Here is a 12,888-nt window from a genome sequence, read left to right as displayed (position 1 = left end):
CGGCCTCAAAGCCGGGCCGCGGCCTGAATCAGGTCGACGAGAAACACCAGCAGGCCGAGCGTGATGAAGGCATAGAGCAGCGACATCAGCCCGATCAGGTGGCTCGCGCCGGGCCGCATCGCAAGCACGACGGAGCCCGTCGAGACCAGGGCGTAAGCCAGCATCAGGGCAAGCAGGGTGTTCATTTTCTACGGATACGCGATCAAAAAGCGGTTGGGCACGCGATCGAGTCGCGCGCTGCTTGGCGATATGGGGGGTGAGCGGTCCGGCGCGCCACGGCTCCGAGCCGGGCGCCGCCGTCGGACGGTCAGTCGACGCGGACGAGCGGATAGTCGCTCTGCGCCATGCCCAGAAAGGCCTGCTCGCTCGCGACCGTCGCGTGCGCGATGACCGCGCCGCTGTCGTTCTTCCGCGCCGCTTGCTGCGCCTGTTCCAGGGCACCGGCTGCGGTCGTCCACAGGGATTTCCGGCTCTTCGCCAGGTCGACGAGGTAGACCGCGTTCGCGAGCGCGCCGGACGCTTCGGCGCTCAGGACCGACGGCGCATCGGAGGCCTGGGCCAGTGGAACGCCGCCGACGCCGAGCAGCAATGCGGCGGCGAGCGCGGGGAGCGTGTCATGGATTCGCTTCATCGTTTTCTCCTCGATCAGGTCAAGGGCGCGTTGCGTCCGCGCGCGGGTCATTTGCGGAACACCGCCGCCTTGAGCGGCAGACCGTTGCTCAGATAGCTGTGGTAGTACTCGAGGTTGTTGTATTCCTCTCCGCCGATTTCCAGCGGCGCGAAGCGCACCATCTGGTTGCACGCGGCATAGCGGCGCTGCAGCGTGAACAGCGTGTAGTCGCCGCCGCGGAAGGCCGGCCAGTGCGTCGCCTGCCCGGGCGCCATCGAGAGGTATTCGGTGCGCAGGATCTTGCCAGCGTTGCCGAGATGGCAGCCCGCGCACGAGAAGTTGAGCTGGCCGCGGCGCTGGTGGAAAAAGCGCTCGCCCGCCTCGAACGCGGCCCGTGCGTCGGCGCCTTCGACCTTGATGTTCATTTTCATGCCGTCCGACAGCGTCCGCGCGTAGGCCGTGAGCACGCCCATCGTATTCATGTCGCCGTGCTTGTAGGGCGCTTCGCCGTTCGCCGTGCGGCACTGGTTGAGCGCCATTTCGAAGGTCACGACCTTCTTCGTCGCCCGGTCGAACTGCGGGTAGTTGCCGGCGACATTCTTGCCGCCGCGCGGAAAGCAGTCGGCGTAGCGCCGCCCGTTCTTGAATGGGGTTTCCCATAACTTTGCGCCCTTCTCGATTTCACCGTCGAAAGGCGGAAAAGCCATGATCGCCTCGTATTGCGCGAGCGCGTCGGGGCTGAAGGCCATCGCGCCGTGCACGTAATCCTCGAACTTGATCTCGGGATACGCCTTCTGCACCGCCTTCACGATCTTCGCGCGCCCTTCCTCGGGCGTGGTCGCCTGGGCGCCGGTCGCGAGCACGAGTGCGCCGAGGCAGAACAGGATTGATACCGTTTTCTTCATCATTGTCTCCGTATGGGGGCCGGCGGTCGTCAGAGGCCGTAGACGTAATCGACGACCTTGTCGATTTCTTCGTCGCTGAGGATCTTGTGCTTGCCGAAGGGCGGCATCAGGCTGTCGGGGTTGGCCTTCGAGGCATCCCACAACTGCGCGTAGAGTTTCGCGCGATCGGGGAATCGCGCCTTCATCTCGATGAGCGGCGGCGCGATGTTCGCCTGAGTCACGGCTTTCGCGTCACCGGGCACCATGTGGCACGCGAGGCAATTGCCCTTGCGGTTGTCGAAGGCAAGTTCCTGCCCGCTCGGGGATTTGGATTCCGCTGCATACAGGGGCTGCGCCAAGCCCGCGATCGCGATTAGGCACGCGAGCGCACGGGCGTTTCTGGTGATTCGATACATGACTGCTCCTTGTGTTCGGGTGTCGCCGCCCGGGTTAATCGAGCCTGCACGGCCCGGGCTTCAGGTCGACGCAGGTGGTGCGGCCGTCGGTCCGCATGCCGGACACCTCGGCGTCGCTGAAATCGGCCTCGTGCAGGTTTGCGCCGGAAAAATCCGTGTCCGCCATTTCCGCAAACAGGAAACGGGCTTCGTACAGATCGGCGTTGGTGAAGCGGGTCCCGTGCAGCCTCGCGCCCTCGAGATCGGCGTGCTCGAGCAGCGCATCGCTGAGGTCGGCGCCGCTGAGGTCCGCCTGCGTGAAGCGCGTCCGGTTGGCGTTGACGCCCGCCAGCTTGGCGCCGCGCAGGTCGGCGCCGCTCATGGCCGTCCCGCCGATCACCGCCCCGCGCAGGTCGACGTCGACGAGGCGGGCCTCCGCGAGATTGGCGCCCTGCAACGAGGTGCCGCGCAGATCGGCACGCGAGAGGTCCGCCTGCTGCAGGTCGGCGCCGAGAAGGTTCTGCTGCGCGAGTTCGACGCCGCGCAGGTCGCAGCCCGGACAGCTGTTGGTCGCGATCAGCCGTTCGCGATTTTCGGCCGGCACCCCGCTGGCATCGGCGAACGGGGGCGCGTGCAGCAGCGCCAGGACGCAGGCTGCGGCGAGAAACCGCAGCGGCCGCAAGTAAATGGCAGGAAAACGGGCAGGCAGTGTCATGACGCGGTGCGGCCGTCCGCTAATCCATCGCGTAACGCGTCTTGAGCGGGGCTTCGCCGTCCATGCTCACGGTCAACACCAGCTTCGTGCCCTTGCGCGATTTGAGGCGCGCATTCTTCGCGACGAGTTCGTTGCGCCCGCTCGGCTGCAGCGAAACCGAGAACGCCTCGCTGCCGTTGATGACGCGCAACGTCGCGACGGCGCCCTTGGTCGACTGCGGCACGTCGCCGTGATCGGTGACCCACACGTGCGCCTCGCCGTCCTTGACGACGAGTTCGAAGTGATACATCTCGGCCATCCGCAGCATGCCGCCGTGGGTGCCGCTCATCGTCGCGAGATGCTCGTTGCTGTGCGCCCAGGCCGGGCTCGCCATGCTCAACAGCACGGCCAGGACTGCGGCTGAAAAACCGCGCGGGTTCTGAACGCTCGTAGTCATCTGGAATCTCCTGGTTGTTACAACCCTTGCGGAAAAATCCTGCCGGCGGCAGAGCGCCGGCGGGACGCCGCTTACACCGAGGTGCTGCGCGAGTACTTCAGGCCTTCCCAGCTTTCGGGAACGACGACGTGGTCGTGCATGCCGCCCGGACACGGCAGACGCGCCTCGATCTTGTCGTTGGCGATGTTGATCACCACGAGGCCCGACTGACCGGCCTGGTGCCCGCTGTACACGGTGGTCATGTACTTGCCGTCGACGGTGCAGTCGCAGGTGTGCGGATCAGGACCGGTATCCCACTTGGCGACGACTTTCCAGGTCTTGGTGTCGACCTTGCAGATGTAGCCGTTGTTGGGTTTGCGCGCCCACATCGTGAAGAAGGCGAAGCGCGAATCCGGCACGTTGCCCATGTGCAGCGGCAGGTACTTGGTGCCGAAGCCTTCGACGAAGGTCTCCTTCTTCCACTTGTTGGGGTTTTCGTCGGTCGAGCGGTAGACCGCGATGTTGTTCTGCAGCACGTTGTTGCAGGCGACGAAATACTCCCCGCTGGTGACGAATCCCGCCTCGTGCAGCGGCGTCAGCACCGACGGCACCGCGAAGGTCCAGGTGAACCCCGTCTGCTTGACGAGCGGGAAGTTGTCGGGCGAGCCCTTGGCGGTCGACAGCAGCGAGACGACTTCCCAGGTCCGCGTGTCGACGATCGCGCAGCAGCCGAGACGGCGGATCAGGATCGCACCGAACGGCAGCGTCGGATGCCAAGTGAACGCGTCGACGAAGACCGCGGTCGGGTCGGCCGGCATCAGTTCCTCGCCGAGCATCGCCTCATGCGACGTCTTCATGCCCTTGCGCCCGACGTAGTCGAACTTGCCGGTCGTCGAATCGGGGAAGACGTGGCTGATGTTGAGCTGGCGCGCGACGGGATCGTAGTCGGCGCGGAAGGCCTTGACGATCTTCGGGTTGTCGCCGATGTCGGTGATCAGCACCATGTCCTTCTGGCCGTCGGCGAAGGCGACGTACTTGTTCGCGTTTTCACCGACACCGATCGACACGTGCACGCCGAGCGACATGCCGGTGGTTTCGCCGATGTCGTTGACGACCGTGATCGAGTTCTGCTTGCCGCTGCCGTCGTAGCGCATCTTGAACATCTTGAAGTCGCCGCGGTTGCGCCACTCGGGCGAGTTCTCGTTGACGTAGGGCGCCGCCGGCGGCTGCATCGTCTGGTAGAAGTCGAAGCCCTTGTAGGGGTCCTTCGACGGCATGGCAGCGATGTGGTGGGGAATCGGCATGTCGATGCCATGCAGGCCGTAGGAATACCAGGCCAGCGTTTCCGGCGTCGACAGGTCCATTGCCTGCACGTAGCCGCCGTACTTGCTCGGCAACAGCACGACGTTGCCCTTGAATTTCCTGAACAGGTCGGCCTGTGCCTCGCCAACCGGGTCGTGGACCGCCGAAAACGCGCTGCGCGATCCCAGCATCGTCGCGGTTCCCGCCATGCCGGCGGCGATCGCGTTCTTCATGAACTGCCTTCTGTTGATGCTCATTACTTTCTCCTAGATTCTGTCGGTACCAGCGAAGCTCAGATGGCGCCCTTCTTGTTCCAGTCCTGCGGGCCCACGAACACCTTCTCGATCACGCCGTTCTTGTCGACGACGAAGGACGTCGGCAGCCCGCGGAAACCGAGACGGTTCGAGACGCCGGTCGGGCTCAGCGCGTCGTTCGGCGCGACGAAGAGCTGCCGGGTCTGGAGCTTCTGCTCCTTCTTGATGAGGTGCATGGTCTTGACCGTGTTCGGCACGGCCATCTTCGGCCCGCCCTGCAGGGCGGAGCCGACCGTGTCGGCGTTGACGAAGACGAGGTTGATGCCCTTGCCGCGCGAGCGCGCGTAGTTCTCGATCTTCACCAGCTCCTCGACCGAAACCGGCACGGCGGAGATGAAGAACACCACCATCGACCGCTTGCCCGCGATCGCGTCCGCAAGGTCGACCTTTTTGCCGTCCATGTCGTACGCGTCGAAGTCGAGCGGCAGCTGCTTGCCAACGCCGACGGGATCGGTATAGACCTGCCCGCCCACCTGGTCCGCGGTCGGAAAGGTCCCGTCCTTGCTGTCCGCCAGCGCCGCACCGGCCGGCAGCGCGAGCAGGGCCGCCGCTGACATCGACACGCAGATGGACTTGATCCGCCCGCTCGCTCTGTTTTCACTTGCTCGAATTTTCATGTTCGCCTCCAATGGTTCGCCCCATCCCTCCGATGCCGCCTCGATCGGCGGATACAGCCCTCACAGACGGATTTGAGGTGCAACGGTATGTCGCATCGCTGTTTAAGCAGCGGCCGTGCCAGATGAAATAAACTTTTTAAACCAAAGACTTGCCACAGAAGTCGGCGGCTGTTGTTCCGTTTCTCGTTCCGCCCTGAAACGCCGACGCAGCGAAGCGCGGCGCGTGGGTTGCGAGCGGTCGGGAAGCAAGGGGAAATAAGCGGCGGCCGAGGCTGGGCGAGGTCGCGAAACAAAAAAAAGAACCGACGGATGCCGGTTCAAAAGAGCAGGAGGTACGTGCGCGCAGGAGACTCGCCGCGCACGCGTCGAAGCACTAGCACGACCGATGCCAGATCGGGAATGCCCGCCGGAAGGGCCTTACCGCGGTGCGGGAGCGCTGCGGCGCTGTCAAACGGGACAGACCTGTTCCGAATCCGCGCTGCCATGTTCCAAAGCGGACACGACGGAACACGAGGGCTGCGAGCGGAAAGCCGGTCGCCACGGGAAGCCGGCGCGCGCCGACGCCGCTTTCCGAAGGATCAGGGTTTGACCGGCTCGGTCACGAAACCGATGCGCACGAGACCGGCCTGGGCGGCCGCGGACATGACCTGGGCGACGCGCTCGTAGCGCGCCTGGCGATCGGCACGGATGTGCAGCTCGGGCTGCGGCTGTTTGCGCGCCTCCGTGGCGAAGCGTGCGGCCAGCTCCTGCGGCGCGACGCGTGCGCCGTTCCAGCGCAGCTCGCCGTTCGCGCGGATCGCGAATTCGACGTGCGCGGGCTGCGTGATGTTGGGCGCACTGCTCGCCTTGGGCAGGTCGACCTTGACCGAATGGGTCAGGAGCGGCGCGGTGATGATGAAGATCACCAGCAGTACCAGCATCACGTCGACCAGGGGCACCACGTTGATGTCGGCAATCGGGGTCTGCGGGCGGCGCGGATCGAAGCTTCCCATCGCCATGGCTCAGGCCTTCGCGCTTGTCGGCTGCAGCGGCCGCGCTGCGCTGCGCAGCGGACGAACCTCGCCGGCCGTGCCGGCCGCACCGGCGCCTTTCGCGCCGACCGTGAGCACCGTGTACAGGTCGTGCGCGAAGGCGTCGAGCCGCGCGAGCCAGACCCGGTTGCGCCGGTTGAACGCGTTGTACGCGAGCACCGCGGGGATGGCGACCGCGAGCCCGAGCGCGGTCATGATCAGCGCTTCGCCGACCGGCCCCGAGACCTTGTCGAGCGTGCCCTGCCCTGCAAGCCCGATGTTGACGAGCGCGTGATAAATCCCCCAGACCGTGCCGAACAGCCCGATGTACGGCGCGGCGGAGCCGGCCGAGGCCATCACGGTGAGGCCGCGTTCGGCGCGCATCGCTTCCTGGTCGATGCCGTTGCGCAGCAGACGCGTCAGGAACTCGCCGAGCCCGCCCGCCGCCGCGAGCTTCTGCACGCCGTGCTGATGGTCGTCCTCGGCGGCCTCGAGCGCGTCGTGGGCGAGTTCGGCGAAGGCGTTGTCGCGCGGCTGCGTGCGCAGCGCCGCCCGCACCTCCTGCAGCGAGTCCGACGCCCAGAACTGCTTGAGGAAGGCATCGGCGCGGCGTCCCGCCAGATAGTTGGCGAGCGCCTTGGTCACGATCAGATACCAGCTCGCGACCGAGAGCGCGAGCAGCAGGAGCAGGACGACGCGCCCGAGCGCATCGGTCTGCGCGAGAAAATGGGCAAAGCCCAGGCTGTTTTCCATGGTCAGGGTCCTTCCAGAGTGAAATTGAATGGTTGGGTCGCGATGGCGCGCACGCCGCGTCCGTCGCGCTGGGCCGGCCGGCATCGCCAGGTGCGGACCGCGGCGAGCGCGGCGGCGTCGAGTCGCGGCGAACCGCTGCTGCTCGCGACCTGTGCGCCGGCGACGCGGCCCGTTTCGTCGAGTTCCACGCGCAGCACGACCTTTCCGCTTTCACCGAGCCGGCGCGAGAGCCGCGGGTAGGCGGGCGCCGTACGCTCGGGACAGCCGAGCGCGAGTTCCGAGGGCAGCGTCAGCGGTCCTGCCGGGGCGGGCGCCGGCGGCGGTGCGGGCGGCGCCTCCGGTGCGCGCGGCGCGGGGTCGGGTACGGCCGGCGCCGGAGCGATGACCGGTTCGACGACCGGCTCGGGTGTCGGCTCGACGATTTCCCGCGGCGACAGCACCGGCGCCTGCGCGGCGAGATGGCGATGCGGCTCGGGCTTCGGCGCCGGTTTTGGCGGCGGCGTACGCGGCTTGGCCGGCTTGGGCGGCGGGGCCGTGGCCTGCACGGGCTCGGGCGGCGGCGCGACGAAGCTGACGAACAGCGTCAACGCCTCCGACGGCGGCGGAATCACGCGCACGCTCCATAGGCCATAGAGCAGGCCGCCGTGCAGCCCCACCACGACCAGCAGCCCGATCGCCCGATTCCAGTCCATGCGCAAAGCCTTCATGCCGCGCCGTCGCCCGCCTCCGTCACCACTTCGCCTGCACGCCGACGACCGCCGAGCGCGGCAGCCCGGCCGTATAGGTCGGCGCGGTGCCGGTGCCGTCGGCGGTCTCGGCATAGCGCTTGTCGAACAGGTTGGTGATGCTGCCGAACACTTCCATGCCCTTGCCGAACGGGTAGTTGGCGCGCAGGTTGAAAAGGTCGTGGCCGTCGTATTTGCCGGTGTTCGCGGCGTCGAGCCAGTAGCTGCCGAGGCGGAACCATTCGAGCTGCACGCGCCCGCCGTTCATGAAGCCGGGGGCGTAGCTCAGACGCGTGTTGGCGATCAGGCGCGGCGCGGCTTCCATTTCGTTGCCGCTGTAGTCGGCGGTTCCCGACACGGTCCACGACTCGTAGGTGTGCTTGGCATAAGAGAGGCTCGCATCGAGCTGCCAGGCCGGCGCGAGCGGCAGGCCGAGTCCGAGCTCGACGCCGCGGTGCAGCGTTTCACCGGCGTTGACGACGGTTCTCTGCGTCGTGGCCGGGTCGGTATAGCTCACGATGTCGTCCTTCTTGACCATGTGATAGACCGAGGCCTCGTAGCGCACGGTGCCGGCCTTGCCACGCAGGCCGAGTTCGTAGTTGTCGACGATCACGGGCTTGAGATCCAGCAGCGACTCGGCGGCGGCCTGCGCCTTCGCCGCGGTGGACTCGCGGCTGCCGCGGAAGACCTGGCTCTCGGACGGCGCGCGGAAGGAATTGCTGTAGGCCGCGAAGCCGCTCAGCGCCTCGCTGAACGCATAGGTCGCGCCGAGCTTCGGCCCCCAGTGTGTATAGCCGACCTCGGTGCTGGCGACGTGGCCGTACCAGCCCCCGGCCGGGAACGGCCCGGCGACGCCTTGCGTGGCACCGGCGACGCCGCCGTTGAAGTTATTCTCGTAGTCGTAGCGCATGTCGTCGTAGCGCAGGCCGGCGTTGACGCGCAGGCGTTCGGTCAGCGAGGCCTCGCCGTGCACGTAGGGCGAAATGCCACGGTAGCTGACGTCGTAGTCGTAGATCTGCACGGGTGCCGCGGGATTGAGACTATAGGTCACGCCGCCGTAGGCATTGGTGGTCTTGTCGAGACGAATCGAATCCTCGTCGCGCGACCCCGGGCTGTAGTCGAAATCCAGGCCGACGATGAGCCGAGCGCGCAGCGGCTCGAAGTCGCGGCGGTATTTGCCGAGCAAGCCGAAGGACTTGTTCTTCGTGAGGTAGCGGCTCGGGTCGTAACTGACGCTCCAGTTGGGAAGGATGTCCATGCTGTTGTCGCGGAAGTAGGGCGTGATCGACAGCAGGCTGTTGGCGGTTTCCTTTTCGTAGGCGGTCGACAGCCGGAAGGCGTCGACCTCGCGGTACGAGAACGGTACGTTGTTGGCACGCGGCGTCGCCTCGAGTTCGCCCGCGCTCAGCTTGCCGACGTGCTGCTGGTCGACCTTGGAGAACGACAGCACCGTTTTCAGCAGCGCGTCGTCGCCGAGCAGACGGTCCCAGCGCGCGGTGCCGGTCTGGCGGTCGTAGCCGGCGTTGTCCTGCCAGCCGTCGGTGCGCGTGAGGTTGAGGCTCGCGCGCCAGGCGTCGTCGCCGTGCGCATTGCCGCCGCCGACGAGCACGCGCCCCCAGCCGTGCGAGCCGGCTTCGGCGCTGGCCTCGAATTCGGCCTTGGTGGGCGGCGTGCGGGTCAGCACGTTGATCGTGCCGCCGATCGCGTCCGAGCCGTAGAGCGCGCTGCCCGGGCCTTTCATGATTTCCATGCCGCCAGCCTGCGGGACGTTGATCTCGTACAGCGCGTTGTGGTTGAAGAAGCCGGTCGAGCGCGTCGGAATGCCGTCCTCAAGGTAGAGGTAGACCGCGCTCGTCGTCAGCGGCTGGCGGATCGCGGTCGAGTGCCCCTCGCCGGAAAGATTGCTGACCCAGACGCCCGGCACCTGATTGAGGACCTCCTTGGGGTGGGTCGGCCGCGTTTCGCGCAGCGTCGTGTCCTTGACGATGCCGACGGTCGCCGGCGTCTCGCTCAGGAGTTCGCCCTCGCGCGTCCCGGTCACGGTCATTTCCGGAAGCGCCGCGTCGGCGGGCGCGGCGGCGGACGCGGCCGGCGCCGCGATGACGCCCGCGAGCGCGAGCGCGATGGATGTGAGTTTCATGCGGTCTCCCCTGTTCTTCGAATCACTCGGGCACGTTCCGTTCGAGCCAGGCGCGCAGGCGCGCTTCGCTCAGCACGCCGACGACGGTTTCGCGCTGGTGCCGCGCGTCGTACAGATAGGTGCGCGGCACTTCGCCGTACCACGACGGGTCGACGGCGTGGCGCAGCCGCTCGGGCATCGCGTCGTCGAACACCCAGCTGTCGGCTGCGTCGAGGCCGAGCTCGGCGAGCAAGCGGTCGATCGCGGGTGCGTGCTGCGGCGAATCGCTGGCGACCAATACCAGCGGCAGGCGCTTGCGCTTCTGCGCGAGCTTGCCGAACTGCTTCAGCTCGGCGATGCAGTAGGCGCATTCCTCGAACGACCACAGGCTCAGAACGAAGGGGCGGCCGGCGTATTGCGCCTTGATTTTGGCCAGGCTGTCGGCCGTGAACGGGACGGTGCCGGCGGTAGCGGAAGCGGCGAAAGCCAGTGCGGCGGCGATTCCAGCGAGCACGCGCCGCATCATTTCGTGTTCTCCAGCGCGAGCGGCAGCACGCGCAGGCCCTCGGCGGCGCTGTTCCACACGACGAGCACGCGCTTGCCGTCGACCAGCGGCAGCGGATAGTCGGCGGCGCCCCGCGCCTCGGCGAGTCGCCGCGGCGCGCTCCACGACAGCCCGCCGTCGGTCGAGTGCATGACGCGCGCGACGTAACCCTGGCCGTCGAATTCGCGCCAGGCGATCAGCACGCTGTCGCCCGCTGCCGCCACGCTCGCATGCCCGGCCTGCGCAGCGGGGTCGCCGAGCGACATCGGAGGCGAGGCGCGGCCGGCGGAGACACGCCGGTAGAAGAGGCCCTGGCGCGCCTTGCCCTGGGTGAACCAGACCAGATGCCGGGTGCCGCGCGCGTCGACCGCGAGCCCGCCGCCGTGGTGCGGGCAGGCGTCGATCTGCCATTCGTCGTCGGTCGCGCGTGACACCTCGCCGCGATCGAGATTGGCGAGCGCGAAATCGCGGGTGTTGCGGCCGTAGAGGTTGCGCCACATGCCGACCGGGCCCTCGGCGGTCCACGTCAGCGCGGTGCGGCAGCATTCGCAGGTGTGGGCCGTGAGCTGGCGATTGGCGCCGAACGTCGCGCCGTTATCGGTCGAGCGCGCGAAGTAGACTGACACGCCGCCGAAGTCGCCGCCCTTCTCGCGCGCCGCGTCGCGGTCGCGGGCGTCGAGCCACATCAGCGCGACGCCGCCGGCGCCGTCGATCGCGAGCGAGTCGAAGCGATGGCTCGTAACGCGGCCGTCGTCGTTCACCGTGATCGGCCTGGAGAAACGCCTGCCGCCGTCGGTCGAGCGGGAAAAGCGGATGTTGCCGCTGTACTTCTGCGGCAGCGACTGGGTCCAGCTCAGCAGGACCGTGCCGTCGCGTGCGACGGCAATCTTGGGCCGGCTCTCGGCGTCCGCGGCGATCGCTTCGGGCTCGGACGACACTGCGACCGGTTGTGAAAAATGCTGGCCGCCGTCGTCTGACCGCGAGACCCAGAGCTGCTGGTTCTCGACGCGGGCGACCCACAGCCGGCCCTCGGGGTCGAGCGTTGCGCCGACCGCGAGTGCCGGTTTGGCGGGCTGCGGCATGGTCTCGTGCCGGTGTTCGGCGGCGACGACGGGTTGATGGACCAGCGCTGCCAGCAGCACCCCCGCAAAAGTGATATGACCCATCCGCTCCCCACTCGATCTGTCTCGTGCCGCGCAGGCACGAGGTTAGTGCCGCTCGCGCGATGCCGGAATGTGACAAATTGACGCACCCTGGCCTCGCTGACGGGGCGGCGCGCTTGCCATGCCCCCCGGGACGCTTCCCTACATCCGCATCATGTCCGACTCGATCACGCCGCAGGCCACGCGCGCCCCCGAGTTGCCGGCCGGATCGGAGAAATCGTCCTCGGCGGCGTGAATCACGATGCTGCGGTCGCCGACCGAGGCCGTCCCCATCAGCGCGATCGTGATGCCCTGCACCGTCACGTCGACCTCGGCACGGCCGCTCGCGTCGGCGACGATGTTGCCGAGGTCGCCCATGTGCCGCTCTTTCGCGTCGGGCGCGCCGTGGCGGCCGCCGGCGGGTGCGTAGTGGCCGCCCGCGCTCATGCCGTCGGGCGAATCGCAGTTGCCGTTCACGTGGATGTGGAAGCCGTGCTTGCCCGGCGCCAGGCCCTCGACCGTGCCGCGGATATGCACGACGCGGTCCTGCGCTTCATGAAACTTGAGTGTCCCGCTGACCGAGCTGCCCGAGGTGGCGACCAGCACCGCGGTCGACGTCATCATGTTGCCGTGACCGTGGGCGACGAGCGACGCCACGGCGGTGCCGCCCAGCAGCGCGGCGGCGACGAGACGGCCCCGGCGCGCGGCGACGGGGGTGGCGGATTGGGTGCGGAAAGACATGGTGGCTCCTTGCCGGGATCGAGGGGATGTTTCGTCGTGTTTCAAAGTGGAAAGCGCGGTTCAGAACCCGCCTTGCGCGAGCTCGGCCAGGAGCGCCTTGAGGTCGGCGTCGAAGCGCTCGAGATTTCCCCGGCCTTCGTCCGACAGCTTGGGCTCTTTTGCAAGCAGCGACAGCACGTGGGCCGGTCGGTGCACCATCACCGTGGTCTTGCCATCCTTCTCGAACAGCGCGACGCGGCACGGCGCGAACAACTCGAACTCGGGAACGTGACGCGTGATCGTGTATGCGCGCGTCAGGTTGCAGAACTCGACGAGTTGCAGCGGATGCGCGTCGATGCCACGGCTGGCGAGGCCTTGCTGCACGTCGAGCACGTTGATGATCGCGTAGTTGCGTGCCTCGAGCGCCGATACGAGCATCTCGCGCACGGCCGACAAGGCGTCGGTGACGGTGACCTCGTACTTGACGTCGGTCTCGACGACCGCCGGCGCATCGGCCCACAGCGCGGCCGGGTGCAAGGCGAACAGCAAGGCGCCGAGGGCGCGTTTCCAGTTCGAGTGTGTAACGGACATGCTTGCGTCTCCTGCTGTTTCAAAACGGTGGG

At 67.3% G+C, this 12,888-nt stretch carries 16 protein-coding genes; all 16 read right to left on the bottom strand.

All coding sequences use genetic code 11. The features are described from left to right. Positions 1 to 5: 5 nt before the first annotated feature. Complete coding sequence (locus tag TBD_RS04660) at positions 6 to 185, bottom strand: hypothetical protein (RefSeq protein ID WP_011311432.1); 180 nt, start codon at positions 183 to 185, stop codon at positions 6 to 8. Between the two features lie 122 nt (positions 186 to 307). Beyond that, on the bottom strand, positions 308 to 631 hold the full coding sequence (locus tag TBD_RS04655) for a hypothetical protein (RefSeq protein ID WP_041432368.1): 324 nt from the start codon (positions 629 to 631) through the stop codon (positions 308 to 310). Positions 632 to 678: 47 nt separating this feature from the next. Beyond that, the gene (gene soxA, locus TBD_RS04650) at positions 679 to 1,515 is read right to left on the bottom strand and encodes a sulfur oxidation c-type cytochrome SoxA (protein WP_011311430.1); all 837 of its coding nucleotides are present in this window, start codon (positions 1,513 to 1,515) and stop codon (positions 679 to 681) included. 29 nt (positions 1,516 to 1,544) lie between these two features. Beyond that, positions 1,545 to 1,910: a sulfur oxidation c-type cytochrome SoxX gene (gene soxX / locus TBD_RS04645; RefSeq protein ID WP_011311429.1), complete on the bottom strand. Its 366-nt coding sequence runs from the start codon at positions 1,908 to 1,910 to the stop codon at positions 1,545 to 1,547. Between the two features lie 34 nt (positions 1,911 to 1,944). After that, a complete protein-coding gene (locus TBD_RS04640; protein ID WP_011311428.1) occupies positions 1,945 to 2,604 on the bottom strand; it encodes a pentapeptide repeat-containing protein in 660 nt (219 codons plus the stop codon). A gap of 19 nt (positions 2,605 to 2,623) precedes the next feature. Further along, positions 2,624 to 3,040 (bottom strand): hypothetical protein, encoded by a 417-nt coding sequence (locus TBD_RS04635; protein WP_011311427.1) that lies wholly within the window; start codon positions 3,038 to 3,040, stop codon positions 2,624 to 2,626. Between the two features lie 71 nt (positions 3,041 to 3,111). After that, complete coding sequence (locus tag TBD_RS04630) at positions 3,112 to 4,578, bottom strand: hypothetical protein (RefSeq protein WP_011311426.1); 1,467 nt, start codon at positions 4,576 to 4,578, stop codon at positions 3,112 to 3,114. 35 nt (positions 4,579 to 4,613) lie between these two features. Then, on the bottom strand, positions 4,614 to 5,252 hold the full coding sequence (locus tag TBD_RS04625) for a peroxiredoxin family protein (protein WP_011311425.1): 639 nt from the start codon (positions 5,250 to 5,252) through the stop codon (positions 4,614 to 4,616). A gap of 578 nt (positions 5,253 to 5,830) precedes the next feature. Further along, positions 5,831 to 6,250 (bottom strand): ExbD/TolR family protein, encoded by a 420-nt coding sequence (locus TBD_RS04620; RefSeq protein ID WP_011311424.1) that lies wholly within the window; start codon positions 6,248 to 6,250, stop codon positions 5,831 to 5,833. A 3-nt stretch (positions 6,251 to 6,253) separates the two neighbouring features. After that, on the bottom strand, positions 6,254 to 7,015 hold the full coding sequence (locus TBD_RS04615; protein ID WP_011311423.1) for a MotA/TolQ/ExbB proton channel family protein: 762 nt from the start codon (positions 7,013 to 7,015) through the stop codon (positions 6,254 to 6,256). 2 nt (positions 7,016 to 7,017) lie between these two features. Then, positions 7,018 to 7,707 carry an energy transducer TonB gene (locus tag TBD_RS04610; protein ID WP_041432951.1) on the bottom strand — a complete coding sequence of 230 codons (690 nt, stop codon included), beginning with the start codon at positions 7,705 to 7,707 and terminating at the stop codon, positions 7,018 to 7,020. Between the two features lie 37 nt (positions 7,708 to 7,744). Further along, positions 7,745 to 9,880, bottom strand: coding sequence for a TonB-dependent receptor (locus TBD_RS04605; RefSeq protein WP_011311421.1), 2,136 nt, complete (start codon positions 9,878 to 9,880; stop codon positions 7,745 to 7,747). Between the two features lie 22 nt (positions 9,881 to 9,902). Next, positions 9,903 to 10,385 (bottom strand): TlpA family protein disulfide reductase, encoded by a 483-nt coding sequence (locus tag TBD_RS04600; protein ID WP_011311420.1) that lies wholly within the window; start codon positions 10,383 to 10,385, stop codon positions 9,903 to 9,905. After that, positions 10,382 to 11,569, bottom strand: a complete 1,188-nt coding sequence (locus TBD_RS04595; RefSeq protein ID WP_011311419.1) for a sialidase family protein — start codon at positions 11,567 to 11,569, stop codon at positions 10,382 to 10,384. The genes TBD_RS04600 and TBD_RS04595 overlap by 4 nt, the downstream gene beginning before the upstream one ends. Before the next feature lie 138 nt (positions 11,570 to 11,707). Then, positions 11,708 to 12,286 (bottom strand): superoxide dismutase family protein, encoded by a 579-nt coding sequence (locus TBD_RS04590; protein WP_011311418.1) that lies wholly within the window; start codon positions 12,284 to 12,286, stop codon positions 11,708 to 11,710. A 60-nt stretch (positions 12,287 to 12,346) separates the two neighbouring features. After that, positions 12,347 to 12,856, bottom strand: coding sequence for a DUF302 domain-containing protein (locus TBD_RS04585; RefSeq protein WP_011311417.1), 510 nt, complete (start codon positions 12,854 to 12,856; stop codon positions 12,347 to 12,349). Positions 12,857 to 12,888: the final 32 nt, after the last annotated feature.

This window comes from Thiobacillus denitrificans ATCC 25259 (genome assembly GCF_000012745.1).
GTDB lineage: Bacteria > Pseudomonadota > Gammaproteobacteria > Burkholderiales > Thiobacillaceae > Thiobacillus > Thiobacillus denitrificans_B.
Note: the sequence above shows the minus strand (reverse complement) of the source record. Positions and strands in the feature narration are given on the sequence as shown.

Bases quoted from the DNA above. Each gene is read 5' to 3' on its own strand.
- TBD_RS04660 (WP_011311432.1), bottom strand. From the start codon at position 185: ATGAACACCCTGCTTGCCCTGATGCTGGCTTACGCCCTGGTCTCGACG.
- TBD_RS04655 (WP_041432368.1), bottom strand. From the start codon at position 631: ATGAAGCGAATCCATGACACGCTCCCCGCGCTCGCCGCCGCATTGCTG.
- soxA (WP_011311430.1), bottom strand. From the start codon at position 1,515: ATGAAGAAAACGGTATCAATCCTGTTCTGCCTCGGCGCACTCGTGCTC.
- soxX (WP_011311429.1), bottom strand. From the start codon at position 1,910: ATGTATCGAATCACCAGAAACGCCCGTGCGCTCGCGTGCCTAATCGCG.
- TBD_RS04640 (WP_011311428.1), bottom strand. From the start codon at position 2,604: ATGACACTGCCTGCCCGTTTTCCTGCCATTTACTTGCGGCCGCTGCGG.
- TBD_RS04635 (WP_011311427.1), bottom strand. From the start codon at position 3,040: ATGACTACGAGCGTTCAGAACCCGCGCGGTTTTTCAGCCGCAGTCCTG.
- TBD_RS04630 (WP_011311426.1), bottom strand. From the start codon at position 4,578: ATGAGCATCAACAGAAGGCAGTTCATGAAGAACGCGATCGCCGCCGGC.
- TBD_RS04625 (WP_011311425.1), bottom strand. From the start codon at position 5,252: ATGAAAATTCGAGCAAGTGAAAACAGAGCGAGCGGGCGGATCAAGTCC.
- TBD_RS04620 (WP_011311424.1), bottom strand. From the start codon at position 6,250: ATGGCGATGGGAAGCTTCGATCCGCGCCGCCCGCAGACCCCGATTGCC.
- TBD_RS04615 (WP_011311423.1), bottom strand. From the start codon at position 7,015: ATGGAAAACAGCCTGGGCTTTGCCCATTTTCTCGCGCAGACCGATGCG.
- TBD_RS04610 (WP_041432951.1), bottom strand. From the start codon at position 7,707: ATGGACTGGAATCGGGCGATCGGGCTGCTGGTCGTGGTGGGGCTGCAC.
- TBD_RS04605 (WP_011311421.1), bottom strand. From the start codon at position 9,880: ATGAAACTCACATCCATCGCGCTCGCGCTCGCGGGCGTCATCGCGGCG.
- TBD_RS04600 (WP_011311420.1), bottom strand. From the start codon at position 10,385: ATGATGCGGCGCGTGCTCGCTGGAATCGCCGCCGCACTGGCTTTCGCC.
- TBD_RS04595 (WP_011311419.1), bottom strand. From the start codon at position 11,569: ATGGGTCATATCACTTTTGCGGGGGTGCTGCTGGCAGCGCTGGTCCAT.
- TBD_RS04590 (WP_011311418.1), bottom strand. From the start codon at position 12,286: ATGTCTTTCCGCACCCAATCCGCCACCCCCGTCGCCGCGCGCCGGGGC.
- TBD_RS04585 (WP_011311417.1), bottom strand. From the start codon at position 12,856: ATGTCCGTTACACACTCGAACTGGAAACGCGCCCTCGGCGCCTTGCTG.